This window comes from Mucilaginibacter sp. KACC 22773 (genome assembly GCF_028736215.1).
In the GTDB taxonomy this organism is placed as follows: domain Bacteria; phylum Bacteroidota; class Bacteroidia; order Sphingobacteriales; family Sphingobacteriaceae; genus Mucilaginibacter.
In genome coordinates, this window is record NZ_CP117883.1 from 7,165,358 (window position 1) to 7,185,342 (window position 19,985).

The window sequence follows — 19,985 nt, forward strand, 5'->3', positions numbered from 1 at the left end:
GCGGGCCACAAGTACAGTACCTTGCGGTAGCGAAAGATTGAGACATTCGCTAAGGTGGCCGATGCTTTAGAGAACCATTGGATTATCTGGTAATAGATACTGAATATCAGGACACAAATCAGGATGCTTTAAACAGCTTAAAGTTGATCGAAAAGCTACCGCAGGAAGAACGCTCACACCTGTTTGCCACTATGGATGCTTTCGTCGCTAAAAACAAACTGCAAGTGCTCCTTAAATGACAAAGCCCGGCATCACGGCCAGGCTCTGTCTGTTTTACAACATTACTTTTATCTAACCCAACTGTAGTTACAAACTACAAGCATAGCCGTTCGAAGTCGGAGACATTCGAACAGCGGTAGATTACGGACAACCGGGGGGCATATTCATTAATTAGCAAAAACTTACAAGTTCTTTAGCTGCGGAATTTCAGAAACCTTGAATGTTCTTTATAGCCGTCGCTCCCTTTGTTAGCAAGTTTATCGCCGGTCGCATCATAGGTATACGTGGCTAGCGTCGCCCCGCTTTGCGTCACCGTCTGCGGCAGGTTCAACAGATTATAGCTAATCTGTTTCGGTGCAGTTATCCCGCCATTTCCGGGCGCATTCCCGTTCGGGTCATACGTGCCATAACTACGGAAGGCGGCACCGCCGTTGGTTACCGTTTGCAGCTGGTTGCTGCCATTGCTGTTATAATAGGTATAAACCAGCGAAGCGGCATTTGGGCCTATGCGCGTCAGGGCGGAAATATTGCCCATCAGGTCGTAGCTTACTTGTTCACCCAATGTACTGCCTCCTGTACTGGTGCCGTTTGTTAGCCGGTTCAGCTGATCATAATTATATTTGAAAGCCACGTTTGCCGCCGATGTTTTGCTGTAAACAAACTCGCTGATATTACCATTGTAAGATGGTCTGTAAATACTCAGATCTGTCGGCTTGTTATAGTACAGGTTCATATTAAAGAGGTTGCCATTCGTGGTGGAGCCCAGCAGCCATCCCCGTTCATTATAACTATAAGTTGCCGATTGCAGAAACGCGCCGCCATTCTCGCTATGCAGGTGTTTTATCATCAGCTGACCGATCTCGTTATAATCCAGCTGGCTTTGCAACACACTGGCCGCATTATTGATGGCTGTGTACGTTTGCCGCTTGCGGCCCATGTGGTCGTAAAAATAAGCGTTATCTACCCTTAATGCCTGCGCCCCAGCTACGAAGTGGTAGCGGTAATTAGCCGATGCCTGGTTGTCGAAGTTATAAGTGGTGAATATCTTATCATAGTTCCCTAATGATGCCGCTCCTGTTGTACCGTAAAGATAATGCTGGGCATACGCCGTAGTCTGCCGGCCCAGGTCATCATAATAAAATACCTTGTATAATACTGCCGTGCTGCCCAGTACCCAGGTTTTGGCACAGGTAAGCAGCCCTTTGGTTTGCGTGCTTGATACCGACCTGCTATCCCATGCTGTGGGGAAAGAAGCAAAATCGCCAAAGGTATAATCATCATAATAACTAACCGTCAACGTCCCTGAGGGATTCGTCGGCCAGCTTACATTGGAGGGGTATCCCCCGGTGGCTCGGGTCTCCCATAAGGGGCCTGTGAACTGAGTGACCTGTAGTTGCAGTGCCGGCCGGGTTATGGCTGTAACCCATGTGCCGGTTACCATCACCCGGCCAAGTGCATCATACTTGGTAAATATCCATTGGTTATTTAGCCGCTGGTTGCCATCCTGGGTGGCAACCACCTTGTCAAGGCTGTTATATATCATATACTCCCAGTCTTTCCCGGGAAGCTTCTTTTGAACCAGGCGGTTACGGCTGTCATACTGGTACTGGTAACAAAAATTACTTAGCGCAGCTGCCGATGGCAGGCCTGCCGCATCCGGGCTTGCCCCGGGAGGTAATACAAAGGCCAGGTTGCCCAGGTTATCGTATACATAATACGTGGATAGCATTTGCAGTGATGCCGGCAGTACCGGCGAGGTTTGTGCCGGGATATAATTAAATGTTCTTTTCAGCACCACATGTCCTTCGTTATCTTTATACTCCTCGGTAGTGCCGCCGCGACCGCTTTTCCAATTTTCGTCCCTGATTACCGTGACATACAGTTGTCCGGCCAGGTAATTGGCTGCCGTTCCTGTGGCCCTGGTGAGCGTACGACTCTGATCGGCATTGATGGTTGCACGATACAGCGCCGCAAGCGTACTTACGGCCGTATCCGCCCCGCTGAATGTGTTCACGTTGTTGACTAAATATGCCATTTTTACAGTATGGCCCGAATTCGTTATCCCCGCATTATAAGGCTGCCAATCATTCCCTGGAAATCTAAGAAAAAAAGCAGCCTAAAGAGCTTCTTTTCTTTCGTTCTCAATCAATAATGTTCGTTAGTTCGAAATCAACAGTAAAAAACTACTTGAAATCAATTTATTTGCCGTAAAATAAAAAAGCCGCATCATTTGAATTATGATACGGCCTCTTTTCTGCATTTAAGCCCTTTTTAAGCGGTTTCTCACAAAAAAGCATATCAAATAAAATCAATTATTTACAGCCTTGTAGGGTACCAAGCGCGGCATTTATGCCGGTAAGTTGTATATCTATAAATGTAAACGTCAGGATACTTTTCTCATTTGCAACAGCCAGATGTTTGAATTTACAAACTTAAATATCATTTTTATAAGCACTAATCTGCCAGAAGTTTTATCAGCATCCGCCGTTTGGATATAAATGTACACGATGTCAATAAAAATGTATGATTTTGCAACTGTTTTGGAAACTATTATGGGTTCATTTGTATCACACAGCAGACAAATAACATAACTAATATATGGCTGCCAGCATATTGGGCAAAAAATTTTAAAGCACATAGCGGTATTTAAACCCGGCCAGCTATGATATGTTTTTATCATATATAGCTGGCGTTACCCGTTTAACAAAAGAAATTGATTAGAACATTTTTAACCTGCCAGAAAATAACGCCTGTAATAAACTATGAGGAAACATATCCTTTTTATCATTTTAACTTTGTGTTCGGTATGTGTTACCCATGCACAGCAGTCGCCTGTTAAATATGTAAACCCGTTGTTGGGTACTGCTACTTTGTGGGATGCTAAGGATGCAGGTTTTACACCTACACATCGCGTTTGGGGGGCCGAGGTGTTTCCCGGGTCATCGCTTCCCAATGCCATGGTGCAGTTAACTCCGGTTACGCAGTTTCACAGTGGCTCAGGCTATCAATATGAGGATACGGTGATATATGGGTTTGCCCATACCAGCAAAGGTCACTGGAATTTATGTAACATACCTTTGCTGCCGGCTACAGGTGTTATAGCAGCCGACGATTATAAATCGGCCTATGATCATAAAAATGAATCGGCCCATCCCGGTTATTACCAGGTTTATTTAAAGCGTTATGGCATTAATGCCGAATTAACCTCAACCCTGCGTTGTGCATTCCATAAATATACTTTTAAACATGGTGAAAGCAAAAAGTTAATTGCCGACCTGGCCATGGCCAATGAAAGGGTACGGAGCTGGAGTATAAGTCAGGATGGTAGCAATGCGTTTACAGGTTTCCAGCAATGCGGCGAAAAGATGTACTTCTACGCTGTTACTAATCATAAGATTAAAAAGATCGACTCGTTAAGAAAAGATGCTAAAATAGTGCCCGTTGTAAATTTTTTTAACGAAAATAAACCGCTTGAAATCCGGATCGGGTTTTCGTTTGTAAGCTTGAAAAATGCAAAGGAGAACCTGGAGAAGGAAATGCCGGGCAAAAGCTTTGACCAGGTAAGGGCGGATGCCGCTGAAACCTGGAATAAGCTACTCTCAAAAATTACGGTTACAGGCGGTACCGAACGTCAAAAGGGGCTGTTTTATTCGTGTTTATACCGCTCATTTTTATGGCCGGCCTTACGCAGCGATATTAATGGCGATTTTACCGATCAAGGCGGCAACGTAGTAAACAAGGGCTTCAATTACTACACAGAACCCTCGTTATGGGACGATTATCGCAACAAACTTATCTTGTTAGGCCTGCTCTCGCCCAAAGTAACGGCCGATGTTATTCAATCACTGATCGATAAAGGGGCAAAAAGCGGCTTTATGCCAACATTTTTTCATGGCGACCATGCATCTGTGTTTATAACGGGTTCGTACCTAAGGGGCATAAGAGGTTTTGATGTGAAAACAGCGTACACCATGATGTTAAAAAATGCCACTGTTGAAGGTACCAGGAAGTATGTTGATGAATACAACATCAAGGGCTATATAGCCGAACTTGATGTACCCCGGCCGGTTACCGAAACTGTAACCAAAGCTGCGGTCACTAAAACACTTGAATACGCTTATGATGATTACGCCGTCGCTTTGCTGGCAAAAGAATTGAAAGATACAGGTAGTTTCCGCATGTTAATGAAACGCACAGGCAATTACAAAAACGTATTTGATGCCTCAACAGGGTTCATGAGGGGTAGGCTGGCCAATGGTGAATGGGTTAAAAACTTTGATCCTTATTACCCATATTATGAATACATGTACCGCGAAGCCAATGCATGGCAATCGTCTTTTTTTGCCCCGCACGATGTAAAAGGACTTATCGGATTATATAAGAACAATAATGCCTTCGAAAAAAAGCTGGATTCGTTGTTTTCCCTTCCATGGAAAGGGTATGAGGTTTACAACATTTCGGGTTTCATTGGGCAATATTGCCAGGGTAACCAGCCCGATCATAGTTACCCGTTCCTGTACTATTTTGTTGGTAAACAGGAAAAATCGCAGGTATTGCTGGATAGCATCATGAACCATTTTTATGATATGGGGAAACAGAAATTAGCCTATGCCGGTATGGATGACGCGGGTGAAATGTCGTCCTGGTATGTGTTTAATGCTATGGGTTTTTATCCGTTTTCACCTGCCGATCCCAAATATATCGTCTCTGTTCCTCTTTTTGATAAAGTAGAACTTAAACTGGATAACAATAAAATGTTTACCATTTTGAAAAAGAATACAGGTAAAAAAATCGGCAGCCTTAATTACGCAGATCATAAAATTGAAGATTATTTTATAACCGACAATGAGCTGAAACAAGGCGGCCAACTAGTAATAACCACCCGCTGACGGCATTTGATAATCGAAATTATCATTAATAAAATGTTTCTTATTTAAAACGGTGGTTTATTGAATTTTGACAATGCATAGTATTTTTAGAGCAACTGTGTGACTTACATTTTTACATCTGAAAAGTATGTGAAAGCAATTGGTTTTTTTTTATATTATTTAAAGTTATAGTGTTTTAAAATAAGTTTCTGATAATAAACAAAAGAAGGACGGTATGTTTAAAACACATCCTTAAATGTTTCAATGCCAGTGCCAATTGATTTTCTACCGAACGCTTGGAAATGTTGAGCCGGCCGGCTATCTCCTGGTTTGATAAGTGTTCAAATCTGCTTAACTCGAAAATTTCCTGGCATCTTTTAGGAAGTTTATCAAGGTACAAACTTAGCTCGTTGTCAATTTCTTTTTGCCTGATCCTCATTTCGCCGTCGTTGGTATGGCTGAAATTATCAGTGGTCAGATTATCTTTAAAAACTATTTCAAGCTTTACCGCTTTGCGGCGTTTATAGATCTGAAAACGCACCGAAGTTTGCATAAAATTAAAGAATGAAATAATCTCAAGTTCTTTTCTGCGGTTCCAGATGCTTACAAAAACATCGTTAACAGCCTCGGCACAAGCTTCTTGGTCTTCCAGATAATAATGAGCTGTTTTATACAAGCTTATCCAGTAACGATCAAATAATATATTGAATGCCAACTTATCGTCCTTTCGTACGGAATCCCATAGATTAATATCTGTTTCTGAAGTATTTAGCATTATATTGGCATCTTAAAAATAAGAATAAAATGTTAAAAAACCTACAATAAAAAATAAAAAAATAATGTGTGTGAGTTTTTTGCCGAATAACGTACTATAGTTATATAAACCAAAAAATGTCGAAGCAGGATTTCATTTCACTGTACAAAAAGTTCCTTTCCGGCCAATGCTCTGAAGAAGAAATCAGGCAATTGGAAAGCTACTATTCTGAAATAAAACTCATGGACAATGAATGGGAAAACGCCCTTGGCGATGAGCGGCGGATAAAGGAAATGATTATGTCAAAAATCAAAGCCAGCACAGATATTGACTATCACCAGACAACAAAGAAGCTGATATTTCAACCTTGGATATGGTATGCCGCATCCGTGTTTTTTGCCATAATTACCGGTGTTTTTTCATTTCATTATTTAACAAAAGATAAAGCACCAAATCAAATTGCTATCATCATTCGGCCGGGTAAAAACCAGGCTTATCTTACTCTTGCCAATGGAAAGTCTATTGTGCTGCATGATGCCAAAAATGGCCAGATAGCGGGAGTGTCGGGAGTTATTATAAAAAAAATAAACGACAGCGTTTTAACGTATTATGCAAATAATAGCGAAAAAATACATAAAAATACCGATAGCAATTCACTCACCATACCTCGCGGAGGGGTATTTCAAACGGTGCTGTCTGATGGTACAAAAGTGTGGCTAAATTCGGCCTCATCTTTAAAATATCCCGTGGCATTTGCCGGTAAAGAACGCCGGGTTACGCTCGTTGGCGAAGCTTATTTTGAAGTTGAAAAAAACAAGGCGATGCCATTTAAGGTATCGGTTAACGGCATGGATGTACAGGTTTTAGGTACTCATTTTAACGTGACGGGTTATCCGGAGGATGTCGATGTAAAAACAACTTTGTTACAGGGCAGGGTTAAGTTGCATTCATCTGCCGGAAGCCAAAACCTGGTCCCCGGCCAGCAAGGGGTATACAATTATCATAGCCGCGGTTTTGAGGTGATGCAGGTTAATACCGACGATATAGTAGCCTGGAAAGATGGTTTTTTTGTATTTGACAATGAAAACATTCAAAGCATTATGATGAAAATAGGCCGCTGGTACAACGTAGATGTGGTTTTTAAGAATAAAACAAGCCAAAACAACTTTGGCGGTACTATTTCGCGCTATAAAAATATTGATGCGGTGCTAAAGGCACTTGAGGCAACCGGATCTGTTCATTTCAAAATGGAAGGAAGGAGGGTAGTCGTTATGGATTAACCATTACATAAAGCTTCATAACGATCCTTAAAAAAAAGAGACCAGGAGTAGGTGGAAGTACTCCCGGTCAAAACACCTTTCGGCATTAAGGATCAATAACTGATTATTTCTTACAACCAATTAATTACTAACCTTAACCAAATGTATAAATTTTCGATTGCATTCCCGTGCAAAAGGGATTCCCGTATCCTATTAAAATTTTTGCTGATAATGAAACTCTCCTTTGTTTTATTGGTAACGGCATTGCTTCAGGTAAGCGCCGCTACCTATTCGCAAAACATAAGTCTGAAAGTGAAGGATGCTTCTCTGCTGGCTGTGTTTAAACAACTGCACCGCCAAAGCGGGGTGGAGTTTGTGTACGACAATCAGATGCTTAAAGAGGCCAGGCCTGTTAGCTTAATTGTCGTAAATCAGCCGCTTATAAAAGTGCTTGATCAATGCTTTTCGCAGCAGGCTTTAAGCTATGAGATTGTTCAAAATATGATTGTAGTTAAAAGAAAAGCAAGTGGCGAAATGCCCGCTCAGGGCGCCGGCAGCCAAGTGTTACCCATAACTGTTACCGGCAAGGTTGTTGATGAAAAAGGTTTAGCGCTGCCAGGCGTAACTGTAAAGCTGAAAGACGGTACAACGGTTACCTCAACCCGTGGAGATGGTACCTATACTATTAGGCTGCCTGATGGAAGCGGCACACTTGTTTTTACATTTATAGGTTACGCCACGCAGGAGGTTCCTGTTAATAATGCCAAACAAATTAATGTAACCCTTAAAGAAACGTCAACCGGCCTTAACGATGTAGTAGTGGTAGGGTACGGACAGCAAAAAAAAGTAAGCCTGATTGGTGCAATAAGCACCATAAAGGCCGAAGAATTGAAGCAGCCTGTTGCTAATCTATCCGATTTGATTGCCGGCCGTGTTGCCGGGGTTATAGGCGTGCAGCGTAGCGGCCAGCCAGGATATGATAATGCCGAAATCTACATCAGGGGCATATCTACATTCACAAGCAGCAGCCCCCTGGTGTTGGTTGATGGTGTTGAGCGGGAACTGTCTAACGTAGATCCTGAAGACATTGGCAGTTTCAGCATCCTTAAGGATGCATCGGCAACGGCTGTATACGGCGTACGTGGCGCAAACGGTGTTATCCTTATCCAAACCAAAAAAGGTAAAGTAGGCAAACCAACCATAAATGCCCAATATGACCAGGGAATTACCGAATTTACAAAAATACCTTCGTTTGCCGATGGCGTTACCTATATGCAAATGGCCAACGAAGCTTACAAAAGCAGTAACCCCGGTGATGCCCTGCCTAAATATTCTGCCGATCGTATCCAGAAGACAGCCGACGGTACCGAACCCGACCTTTATCCCAATGTGGATTGGTTTAAAATTTTGTTTAACAAAACGGGCCAAAACCGTCGGGCCAGGGTTAATGCCAACGGAGGATCCGAAAACGCGCAGTATTATCTGTCTGTTGGTTATTACAACGAAAACGGCTTGTACAAAACAGATCAACTGGCCAACTATAACTCGGCCATTAAGTTTGACAGGTATAACTTTACATCAAACCTTACATTGAATGTAACTAAATCAACCAAAGTAGATTTTGGCGCTTCGGGATGGATAAGCAATGGTAATTACCCCGGAAGTTCTGTTGACGCCATCTGGAGTTCGGCCTATATTATGCCGCCAATAGTAATTCCACCGGTATATTCAAACGGTTTGCATTCGCAAATCCGAACCGGCGATGTGCTCAACCCTTATAACCTGCTTACTCAAAGTGGGTATGTAAACGAATTCAGGAGCCAGTTGTGGAGCAATATCAGGGTAACCCAGGATTTAGGCACTATCCTTAAGGGCCTTTCGGCTACGGCTATGTATTCTTTTGATAATTACAACACGCACATCATTAGCCGTACAAAAACCGTTGATGGCTACCTGGCTACCGGGCGTGATGCCAATGGAAAGCTATTACTCGATAAAACATCTGTCGGCACAAGTTTTCTTGGTTATTCCAGAAGCAATGGTGGTACGCGCCAGTTTTATACAGAGGCTGCAATTAATTACACCAACACATTTGGCAAACATGCCGTTTCGGGGCTGATACTATACAATCAATCGGATAAAGAGGATGCCTTTGCAAACGATTTTATCAGTTCGATACCATATCGTTATATGGGGCTTGCAGGGCGTGTAACCTACGCTTACAATAATAAGTACCTGGCCGAAGCAAATTTTGGCTACAATGGTTCTGAAACTTTTGCGCCCGACCACAGGTTTGGATTTTTTCCTTCATTTGGCCTTGGTTGGGTAATATCAGAGGAGTCTTTTTTTAAGCCGCTGGCCGGTACCTTTCAGTTTTTGAAACTCAGGTATTCATATGGTGTGGTGGGTAATAGTAACATTGGCGGCCGACGCTTTGCCTACATCTCGACAGTAGGAGGCGGTAACGGTGGTTACTCCTACGGTCAAAATGGTACAGACCAAAACATCAGCGGGCTTGACATTGGCGATTACGCAGTAAGTGTTACCTGGGAAAAGGCAAAAAAACAAAATTTTGGCATTGAACTTAAAATATTGGATAATGCCGTTTCTTTAACTGCCGATGTTTTCCAGGAAAACCGCACAGGTATTTTTCGCCAGCGCGGCGATGTGCCAACCTATACCGGTATCAGAACTTTGCCTTATGCCAATCTTGGCGAAGTACATAATCGAGGTATCGACGCCACGCTCGACATTAATAAGCGGATAAATACCGACTGGCAATTAGGTTTCCGGGGCAATTTTACATGGAACAGGGCAAAGGTAATAAATGATGCCAACGCACCCTGGCCATACCCCTGGCAGCAGCGGATAGGTCGTAAACTGGGCCAGCGTTTTGGATATACCGACCTTGGTCTTTTTCAAAGCGATGCCGACGTAGCCAATAGCCCTTATCAAACCGGAACAAACAAAGCAGGTGATATTAAATATAAAGACCTTAACGGCGATGGTAAGATAGATAATTTTGATCAGGGCCCGATAGGTTACGGCAGCATTCCTGAAATTGTTTATGGCTTTGGGCCAACCATTAGTTATAAAGGCTTTGCTATTGCCGGCTGGTTTAAAGGTATCAGTAATGTAGATGTTTCGCTAAATGGCGACGGCCTGCAGCCGTTTAGCCAGGGCGGCGAACGTGGTAACCTGCTTACCCAAATCACCGACCGATGGACACCTGGCAGCACTAACCCGCGGCCTTTTTATCCACGCCTTACTTATGGTAACGATAATATGAACTATGCAAATAGTACCTGGTGGGTAAAAAATGGCGCCTTTATGCGCCTGCAAACCTTACAGTTAAGCTACGATTTTGCCCGCTCACAATGGCTGCGCCATACGGGCATGTCAAACCTAAGCCTATATTTTATAGGCTACAATTTGCTCACTGTAAGTGGATTTAAGCTTTGGGATGTAGAGTTGGGTGACGGCAGAGGGGCACAGTATCCTTTACTGAAAACATATAACCTGGGCATTAAATGCACATTTAAATAATCGTGATCATTCAATTATAATTAATTATGAAAAATACTATCATAAAATACAGTGCTGTAATGTTAACGGTTGTATTGCTTTTTAGCAGTGGCTGTAAAAAATATCTTGATCAGGTGCCCAATGATCGTGTTACCATCGAGCAAGTGTTTCAAAAAAAGGGACCATCAGAGCAGTACCTGGCTAATATATACAGCTATGTAGACGATCAATCAGAACAGTGGACACAAAACCCCTGGATGGGCAATGCCGATGAAATTGACGTAACATGGTCAAAATATATTATTTACGATCTTAATATTGGTAACATTGGCGCCAGTAACGCCATATTTGACAGGTGGGGTTATTATTACAGCGGTATTAGGGCGGCTACATATTTCCTTAACCATATTGATGGTAATGCCGAGATCCTGGCCCTGAACGGACAGCAACTGATTGATCAGTATAAAGCCGAAGCGAGATTTTTACGTGCCTATTACTACTTTCTGTTGATGCGCCAGTATGGCCCGGTAGTATTGGTGGGCGAAAAGGAAATCCCTGCCGATGCCAGCGCCGCAGATATGCAGCTACCCCGTAGTACATATGATGATTGTGTAAATTATGTAAGCAGCGAATTGGATAAAGCGGCTTCGGTGCTGCCACTTGTACCTTCAAATAACGGGCAGGCAAGCGATGTTCAATATGGGCGTGCTACGGTTGGTATGGCATTGGCCGTAAAAGCAAGGCTGTTATTATACGCTGCCAGCCCCTTATACAACGGCAATACAGATTATGCCTCATTTAAAACTGCGGATGGCAAGCCATTTATTAACCAAAGCTATGATGTGCAAAAATGGAAAAAGGCGGCTGATGCCGCTAAAGCGGTAATTGATCTGGGATTATATCAGTTATATAAAGATCCTAGCGGTAACCCTGTAAAATCATACCAGGGTGTGTTTTTACAACAGTGGAACTCGGAGCAAATATTTAACCGGAAAGCCAATAGCCTGCCCAATTGGGATACGCATTGCATGCCAAGGCAAGCCGGAGGCTGGGATGGTATAGGTGTAACGCAGGAGCAGGTAGATGCCTATTTTATGAGCGATGGCAAAACTATCCAGGAATCGTCGTTGTATTCAGAAACAGGCTATACTACGGTTAACGGCGTACAAATTTATAATATGTATGTAAACCGCGAACCCCGTTTTTATGCTTCGGTAACCTATAATAACAGCGTTTTTCAAGGTGGTAATATGCAATCGGCCTCGCCAATCAGCTTTTTTGTGAGCGGGCCAAATAGCAAAAACGGTCACCCAACTGATTTTACAAAAACGGGGTACCTGGTACGCAAAAATGTAGGCACCCAAACCAATTCGGGTTCTGGTGGTAACGGCGCCCAACAGGCGCGTCCGCTGGCGCTCTTTAGGCTTGGCGAGGTTTACCTTAACTATGCCGAGGCATTAAATGAAGTTAGCCCCGGCAGCCCTGATATTGTTAAATACCTAAACCTGATTAGGGAAAGAGCAGGGGTGCCGCAATATGGCACAGCATCCTTGCCTTTGCCTCCAAGCCAGGCAGATATGCGCGCCCGCATCTGGCAGGAGCGCCGTGTTGAACTGGCCTTTGAAGCATTGCGCTGGTTTGATATCCGCCGTTGGAAAATAGCATCGCAGGTTATGGGCGATATGCATGGTATGAACATGAACAAAGATGGCGACGACTTTTATAAACGTACAGTTGTCAGCAAGCATCTTTTCAGGGCACCGGCTTCGTATTGGTTCCCGATAAGCCAATATGATATGGACCGATCAAAGCTTATTGTTCAAAACCCCGGATGGTAATAACGCATTAATTTTTTAATACAAAAGTTATGACAACTAAAAAAATATTAAAATTCATTGGCCTGGCATGTATTGTACAATGCATGTTTTTAATGAGCTGTAAGGATAATGTAGTATTGCCAAGTCAGCCGGTAGCAAGCTATAGCCGTGTATATATGCCCGAAGCGGTAAATGGCCCGGTAGTTAAAATCTTTAAAATAACAGATACGGCCCAGGCGCTTATTTATGGCGCCGGTTTTGGAGGGCAGGATTTCCCGGGCAGCGATATCCCCGTTGGTTTTGCGGTAATACAAACCAAAGCAGATACTTTTAACATGGTTAATAATACACACTACCCGCTGTTACCCGCCGATAGCTACACCCTATCTGCAACATCTGCCATTATCCCTAAAGGTATGGTTACAACTACTCCTCTAACTATCAGCGTAAAAACCAGTGGGGCGGGAGCAATGGATGCGTTAAAAACTTATATTTTACCTGTAAGTATTACCAATACCACTGTAAAAGTAAATGAGGCCCTGCGTACTACCTATTACATCCTGAAAGCCCAGCCCGATTTTAACGATTACCCCAATTATGACCGCGCCAACTGGGCCATCATTGGCTTTTCTTCGCAGGAGGCTAATGGCGAAGGACCTAATAATGGCCGGGCAATTTTTGCGCTCGATGGCAATACAGGCACTTTTTGGCACACGCAGTGGTCGGGAGGATCGCCCGGGCCGCCCCATTTTTTAGTTATTGATATGAAGGAGGTTAAAACGCTGCACGGCCTGTCATTTGTAGGCAGGCAGGGCGATGGCGGCGGTAAGCCCAACGAGGTTAATATACAGGTAAGCCTGGATAATGTTGCCTGGGTTGACGCAGGTACATTTAATCTGTTGAATAATAAGGACCTGCAAAAGCAATTTTTGCCTAACGGATTCAAAAACGCCCGTTACTTTAAAGTGTCGGTTAATTCTTCCTATAATGCATCTTACACCCAGATAGCGGAGTTAAATGCCTTTTAAAAAAATGAAACCCTATAGGTGGAAAATAAATAGCCCACCTATAGGGTTTACCGTTTTAAGTTTAGTAACAAAGCCCATTTCTGCCCACAACAAAAAATGCCAGGGGTGGCGCTTGTTAACAGAAATTTAATTTAGGCACAACGCCACATCAAAAACATGTTTTTTACCTGGGAAACCCAGGTAGCGCTGTGCTGTTGCCATTATTTTTCATCGCAATGATTTCTGCAATTAAGAAAAACAATAGTATTACCCCCCCCTATAAAGCAGGCAATATAGGCGAGACAGCTGCCCAGGCCACCATATCCAAATACCTTAACCCATATGCCCTATTATAACCAATCCAATTTTAAACAATCTATAAAAACAATCTTATGAAGAAAGATCATTTAAACAACCGCAATGTCATGCGGAGCCTAATCCCGCTTACTGCGGGCGTAATGCTCATGTTCCCGGCCTGTAAAAAAACAGAAGCCCCGCAGGCAAAACAAGCAACAGCAGATTCAAAGCATGAGGTTCATTTTAGTTCGGCTAACTCAGGCAATGCCGATGCAGCTTTTAATGCGTTTAACAGCGCATTTTTAGTAAACTCAGGTGGACAAACTTATTACAAAAAATCAATTAATGATGGCGCCGCTGATGGCACCTGGGTAGCATCGTTAGATATTTTGGTTGCCGAGGACGCTTATGAACGTACCGGTAGCACCGCACATAAAACATTAGTAAATAACCTGTGTAGCACCTGGCTGCAAAATACACCTCCACCCTGGACCTGGGACGGCTGGAACGATGATATAGGTTGGTTTTCGCTTGCGCTGATACGCGGCTACCAAATTACCGGTACCGCTAATTTTCTTACCCAGGCCAAGTATGGTTTTAATATGGCCTACAACCGTGGCTGGGACACACAATATAACGGAGGCGGCATTTGGGAGCAGCAACCCGATATGACACCTGCCGGCGAGTCGATAAGTAAAGAGGCGCTTTCAAATAACAGTTTGGGGAAAGTAGCTTGTTATATTTATCAGAGTACTCACGAGCAGGCATATCTGGATAAAGCTATACAGATTTATGATTGGGTATGGCACCACATATATAATTCAGCCACAGGCCAGGTATATACAGGTATAGATCGTGATAACGTTGTTAACCAGGGTTTGGCGGTTTATAACCAGGGTACATTTGTTGACTATGCCAATTTACTTTATCAGATTACCGGCAACATAAATTATTACAACGATGCCAAACGCACTATTGATTATGTTAAAAATAACATGACCACCAACGGTATTATTACCAACAGCGCCAGTTACCTCAATACCTGGGGCGACGAATTTGCCCGGGGGTGGGGCACTTTGTGAGAGATAACCGCATGTGGAGCACTTACCATGCCTGGATGCTACAAAATGCCACCTCCATCTGGAGCCACCGCCGTACCGATTATAATATCACCTGGAACGGTTGGGATCAGCAAACGCCGGTTGATAATAGTTTGGCAACAAGCAAGTTTGCCAGTGCAGTAGCATGGCTACAATATACGCCGGCCACAATACCCGACGATATTGCCGGTACACATTTTATTGTAAGTAATCAAAATGGCATAGCTGTTGATAACGCCAGCCAGAGTGGCAGCGGAACGGGTATTGTGCTGTGGGGCTTAAATAACGGGCTTAGCCAAAAATGGAATTTTACCCAAAACGAAGATAGTTCATGGAATATCATCAGCCAATACAGCTGGATGGCCCTGGATGTACCGGGAGGAGCTACTACCAACGGCTTGCAGCTTATTCAATATCCATCAAGCCGAAATACCAATCAGCGTTGGTGGGTTGATAAGCAATCTGACGGCTCTTACAAAATATGGAACCAGGCAAGCAGTGGTGTGCTTGATAATTCAAGTTCATCGGTAAACGGCTACAAACTGGTACAGTGGGGCTGGAATGGTGGGGCTGCCCAGCGCTGGAAGCTGCAATAGTATCTATTGCGGGTACGCTACTTTTAAAAAGACGGGGGGTAGCTGCCGTTGGCGTTGTAGCAATGATAAAATAATAACTCCAGGCTTTGGTCTCAATGCTCAACCGGCATTTTGGCTAAAGCCTTTGGTTTTGCTTCAATTATCTAGTTTATTTTAGCCAATAAATAAAATTTATAAGGTAAATGCAACAGGCCACAAACCAGCTTAGCTTTTTTTTAATGATTGCATAAATTGCATTGGCGATTTACCGTATTCTTTTTTAAATGCCCTCGAAAAATTCGAATTACTTTGCAAGCCTATCCTATCGGCTACCTCGTTCATGGTAATATCTTCGTGTGTCATAATCTGCACGGCTTTCTTTAACCGTATAGTGCGAATAAAATCACCTACTGATTGATCGGAAATGCTTTTGATTTTTTGATATAGTTTGGTTCGGCTTAAATATAAATGCTTGCATAAAAAGTCGACGTCAAGGTTGGGGTCCTGTATGTTATTTTCTATCAATGCGATAAGCTTCTGAAAAAATTCCTTGTCTTTTTCCAAATGTACAAGCTCTGTTGCTTCCGAAAGATAGTCCTTGACGTAACGTTGTTTCAGTTTTTCACTTTGATCAAAAATATTATTAACGGTTAGCAACAAAAGATCAACACTGAGTGGTTTGGCAAAATAAAAATCGGCACCCGATTCCATGCCTTCAATTTTAGCATCTAAAGCATCCTTAGCCGATAGGATTATAAAAGGAATGTGGCTTGTTTCAAACTTCTCTTTCACAAGTTTACAAAGTTCAATGCCATTCATGCCGGGCATCATTACATCGCTGATGATCATATCCGGCACCTTTTCGGTTGCTATTTCAACAGCCGAGTTACCATCCCCTGCTTCATAAACTTCGTAGTAGTTTTCAAAGGCCATTTTTAAAAAGGTTCGCAGTTCCTGGTTATCTTCAACTAATAAAATGCGTTTTCTCATTTTTGAAACAGAACGTTCATCATTATTTTCCTGTTCGGGTAAAGGTAGCGCCATGGCGTTATCTATCGCTTCAAGTCGGGTTTCCACCTCGGTGCTGGAAACTGATTTTTCGGCCTCATTATAGTTTTCACCGCCCCAGGGTATGCCAATAATGATTTCGGTGCCCCTGTAACGTTCGCTATAAACGTAAATATCTCCCTTATGTAATTGAGTAAGGCTTTTAACCATCGCTAAACCCACGCCCGAGCCCAAATGACTTTTGCTTATACGGTAATAACGATCAAAAATGCGGGTGATAGATTCACCGGAGATACCTATTCCGGTATCGGCTACACGAAAATAGATGTATTTTTTTGCCCGGTGATCTTTATTCAACAGCTCAAAGCCGGTATTAAAAGCCGGTTTGAATTTATCCATATCAAAAAAAATATCGAACGATACCTTGCCGCCGCTATTCGTATACTTAAACGAGTTATTTAAAAGGTTGAAGAGGATTTTTTCTAATATCTGTACGTCAAAATAGCCTGTTACGGGTAATACCTGGTTTTCGGTATGATCGGTCATTTCAAAGCGGATGCTTTTGCTAACCGACAAATTCTGAAATTCCCAGGCCATATCCTTACAAAACTGGTTCACAATCAGCGGCTGCACCTGTAGCTTTATAACGCTGTCAGACACTTTCTTAAAGTTCATGAGCTCGCTAATGAGGTTGATAAGCCGTTTAGCATTCCTGAACATGAGTTGATATGAATAATCCAATGCCGGGTTTTTGTTCTGGCCCATCAAACTTTCAAGCGGCCCAAGTATCAGGGTTAAAGGCGTACGAAACTCATGCGATACATTGGTGAAGAACATTAGTTGCTGCTGGTAAAGTTCTTCGCGTTGTTTGTGCATTTCTTCCCGTTTTTTTTCATTTATGGCGTTAATTTCAATTTCCCTTTTAAGGCGGTACCAGCGGGCCTGGTATATGTAAATACCGGCAAGGGCTGATAGTATCAACAAAATATAAATCACATTTGCAAAGCCCGATTTCCACCAGGGTGGGGTTATGGCGATATCTGTTTCAACCCGGTTTTTGCTCCATATGCCGTCATTATTGGTGGCCTCAACTATAAGGCGATAACTGCTATAATCAAGGTTGCTGTAGGCGGCTGAGGGCGTTTTTCCATCAGTGTATTTCCAGTCTTTATCATAACCGATTAATTTATAGCGATATCTGCATTTTAAAGGATTGGCAAAATGCATGGACGAAAAAAAGATCTGGAAATTATTTTGCAGGTAATTAAGTGTTAGTTTATCGCAATAACCGATAGCCTGGGGAATGAAATCCTGTGATATACCGGGTTTTCCAAAGTCTGGTTTCTTATTATTAATTAAAATGTCGGTTAATACAGGTTTTGCGGCAATGCTGTTAGGTTTAATTTGGTCTGGATAGAAATAATTGAGGCCGTTTATACCCCCGAAATACAACCTGCCGTCGGTACCTTTATATGATGATCCTACCTTAAAGCTGTTGCCCTGCAATCCGTCATTTTTATCATACCTAATCAGTTTGCCGGTTGTAGGGTTAAAGCACTCAAGCCCGTTGCCGCCCATCCATAAGTTTCCGGCATTGTCAATTTCCATGCTTTCTACATCATTAAAAATACCATAGTCACCGGCATAGGTTTTAATGGAAAATGTGTTGGTGCCTGTATTTATAGTGAGTTTATCGAGCCCACCGCCGATGGTGCCTATCCAATAGTTGCTGTCGTCTTGTTTAACTATGGGGTAAGTATAATCTGAGCTTAATGAGTTTGGTTTTGCTGATGCCCTGTACCCAAAGCTTTGGGTTATATTTCCTTGTTTATCAACCAGCAGGCGTTTTAAGCCCTGTGTGCTGGATATAAGTAATTGAGGTTTATTGGTATCAGCAAAAATAAAAAAGCCAACACCATAGTATTTTACATGGTAATAGTTTTTTTCATCTTTCCACACCACCCCACACCTATCCCGGTGGTTACCAAACCAAATGTTTCCATAATAATCTTTGGTAAAGGTATCTATCACATAATCCGGGAATTTATCAGAGGAGCGGGGTTGCCAAAGCGTTGTGCCATTGTGCTTTAAAACCTGGATGCCACGTGCGCTGCCTATCCATAAATTATGATCGTTATCAAGCGTCAGCGCTGTTATCGCATCGTTCTTTAATTTTACGGGCGAGTTGTGAGTATTGTAATAAGTAAATGTTTGCGTTTTTAAATTATAAAGGTTGAGGCCGTGGGATGTAGTGCCTATCCACAGCCTGTCGCCGTCGGCCAGTACAGACCGGATATGATTGTCCGCCAGTGAATTTTTAGCCTCGGCGTTATGTTGCAGTGTATAGAATAGTTTTTCGTGAAGATCGCAGTAGTTTAAGCCGCCGCCGAAAGTACAGATCCACAAACATTCGCTCCGGTCGATAAATATTTTGTTAAGCGAGTTGGAGTTTAAGCCTCGCTGCGGGCCTTTATTATTCACTACCTGTAACAGGTTTAGGTTAACATCAAGTCTGATCAGGTCAGCGCCGGTATTCAGCCAGTAATCAGAAGTGCCTGCTTCTGCAATATTCCAAATCTGGTCTTTGTTTACCGTAGTGTATTGTTTAACAAAAGTTAAACTTTTAACCTGCGCGGAATTTTTTGCATCGATACCTATCAGGAATAGTTTATTGCCCGATCCTAACAAAATATGGTTCCGGTTATCAAAATAAATACAATGGAGTTGCTGATCTGGCAGGGCTGTTATTGGCAGATTTTTAAAATGATTGTTTTTATCAAGTGTCCAAAGGCCTTTATTACTGGTTAGGTAAAAAAGGCCGTTTTTATCACATGTTATATCTGAAAATACTACCCCAGATGGCAAATTCAGCTTTTGCTCCGTAAGAATATTGTCTTTGATCTGATACAGTTTTATCCGATCGCCCATAAAGCCGTATATCCGGTTGCCGGCCGGTTTAAACATCTTATCAAAAGTGGGGATGTATTGCTTGTTTGCCTCGCTGAAATCAAGGTACTTTTCTGTTTTGGGGTCAAAGCATTGTATACCCCCTTCGGTGCCGAGCCATATATTGCCATTGTCTTCGGCATATAGGCACTTGATGCGGTTTTTGAAGGAGTTATTAAGGGGCTCGTTGACATTGTAAAACTTTTTAACCGTGTAGCCGTCAAACCTGTCGAGCCCGAAATGAGTGGCAATCCAAATATAGCCCCGCTTATCCTGCAAAATATCGTTGGCGTCGGTATGTGACAAGCCTTCATCAACAGTAAGATAATTGAATTTATAAGGGTATGCCTGGCCAAAGGCCCTATGCAGTAACAGGCAATAGCAAAAAATAAGTAACAGGGCCTTTACACACGTATGCTTATTTAACCAAAACAGGTTGTTTACATTCATTTATTACTCAGTTTACCAGCTAATGCAAAGTACATTTTGTTCGGCAGGCAAAAGGGTGCCTGTTATAATAATTGATTTTATGTTATCACCCGAATTTACGGCCTTTGCAGCAGTTTTTTACGTACAGAAATATTCTATTCGCAAAAATGATTTTATATGC

The 19,985-nt window shown here is 42.7% G+C and carries 10 protein-coding genes; 7 read left to right on the forward strand and 3 right to left on the reverse strand.

Annotated features, from left to right (window positions below; genetic code table 11):
- Window positions 1–412 precede the first annotated feature (412 nt).
- Window positions 413–2,254 (reverse strand): RHS repeat domain-containing protein, encoded by a 1,842-nt coding sequence (locus PQ469_RS29710; RefSeq protein WP_274210892.1) that lies wholly within the window; start codon window positions 2,252–2,254, stop codon window positions 413–415.
- 727 nt (window positions 2,255–2,981) lie between these two features.
- On the opposite strand from PQ469_RS29710, the gene PQ469_RS29715 reads away from it, so the two are divergent.
- The gene (locus PQ469_RS29715) at window positions 2,982–5,108 is read left to right on the forward strand and encodes a GH92 family glycosyl hydrolase (RefSeq protein WP_274210893.1); all 2,127 of its coding nucleotides are present in this window, start codon (window positions 2,982–2,984) and stop codon (window positions 5,106–5,108) included.
- 175 nt (window positions 5,109–5,283) lie between these two features.
- On the opposite strand, the gene PQ469_RS29720 is transcribed toward PQ469_RS29715, so the two are convergent.
- The gene (locus tag PQ469_RS29720) at window positions 5,284–5,862 is read right to left on the reverse strand and encodes a sigma-70 family RNA polymerase sigma factor (protein ID WP_274210894.1); all 579 of its coding nucleotides are present in this window, start codon (window positions 5,860–5,862) and stop codon (window positions 5,284–5,286) included.
- Between the two features lie 116 nt (window positions 5,863–5,978).
- Here PQ469_RS29720 and PQ469_RS29725 point away from each other — a divergent pair, with 116 nt between their 5' ends.
- From PQ469_RS29725 to PQ469_RS29750, 6 genes are all read left to right on the forward strand, one after another.
- On the forward strand, window positions 5,979–7,121 hold the full coding sequence (locus tag PQ469_RS29725) for a FecR family protein (RefSeq protein WP_274210895.1): 1,143 nt from the start codon (window positions 5,979–5,981) through the stop codon (window positions 7,119–7,121).
- Between the two features lie 210 nt (window positions 7,122–7,331).
- Window positions 7,332–10,646, forward strand: a complete 3,315-nt coding sequence (locus tag PQ469_RS29730; RefSeq protein WP_274210896.1) for a TonB-dependent receptor — start codon at window positions 7,332–7,334, stop codon at window positions 10,644–10,646.
- A 26-nt stretch (window positions 10,647–10,672) separates the two neighbouring features.
- Window positions 10,673–12,463, forward strand: a complete 1,791-nt coding sequence (locus PQ469_RS29735; protein WP_274210897.1) for a RagB/SusD family nutrient uptake outer membrane protein — start codon at window positions 10,673–10,675, stop codon at window positions 12,461–12,463.
- A 29-nt stretch (window positions 12,464–12,492) separates the two neighbouring features.
- The gene (locus tag PQ469_RS29740; RefSeq protein ID WP_274210898.1) at window positions 12,493–13,470 is read left to right on the forward strand and encodes a discoidin domain-containing protein; all 978 of its coding nucleotides are present in this window, start codon (window positions 12,493–12,495) and stop codon (window positions 13,468–13,470) included.
- 371 nt (window positions 13,471–13,841) lie between these two features.
- Window positions 13,842–14,828, forward strand: a complete 987-nt coding sequence (locus PQ469_RS29745) for a glycoside hydrolase family 76 protein (RefSeq protein ID WP_274210899.1) — start codon at window positions 13,842–13,844, stop codon at window positions 14,826–14,828.
- An 11-nt stretch (window positions 14,829–14,839) separates the two neighbouring features.
- The gene (locus tag PQ469_RS29750; protein ID WP_274210900.1) at window positions 14,840–15,442 is read left to right on the forward strand and encodes an RICIN domain-containing protein; all 603 of its coding nucleotides are present in this window, start codon (window positions 14,840–14,842) and stop codon (window positions 15,440–15,442) included.
- 204 nt (window positions 15,443–15,646) lie between these two features.
- Here the strand turns inward: PQ469_RS29750 and PQ469_RS29755 are convergent, their stop codons facing one another.
- Window positions 15,647–19,825: a hybrid sensor histidine kinase/response regulator transcription factor gene (locus tag PQ469_RS29755; RefSeq protein WP_274210901.1), complete on the reverse strand. Its 4,179-nt coding sequence runs from the start codon at window positions 19,823–19,825 to the stop codon at window positions 15,647–15,649.
- Window positions 19,826–19,985: the final 160 nt, after the last annotated feature.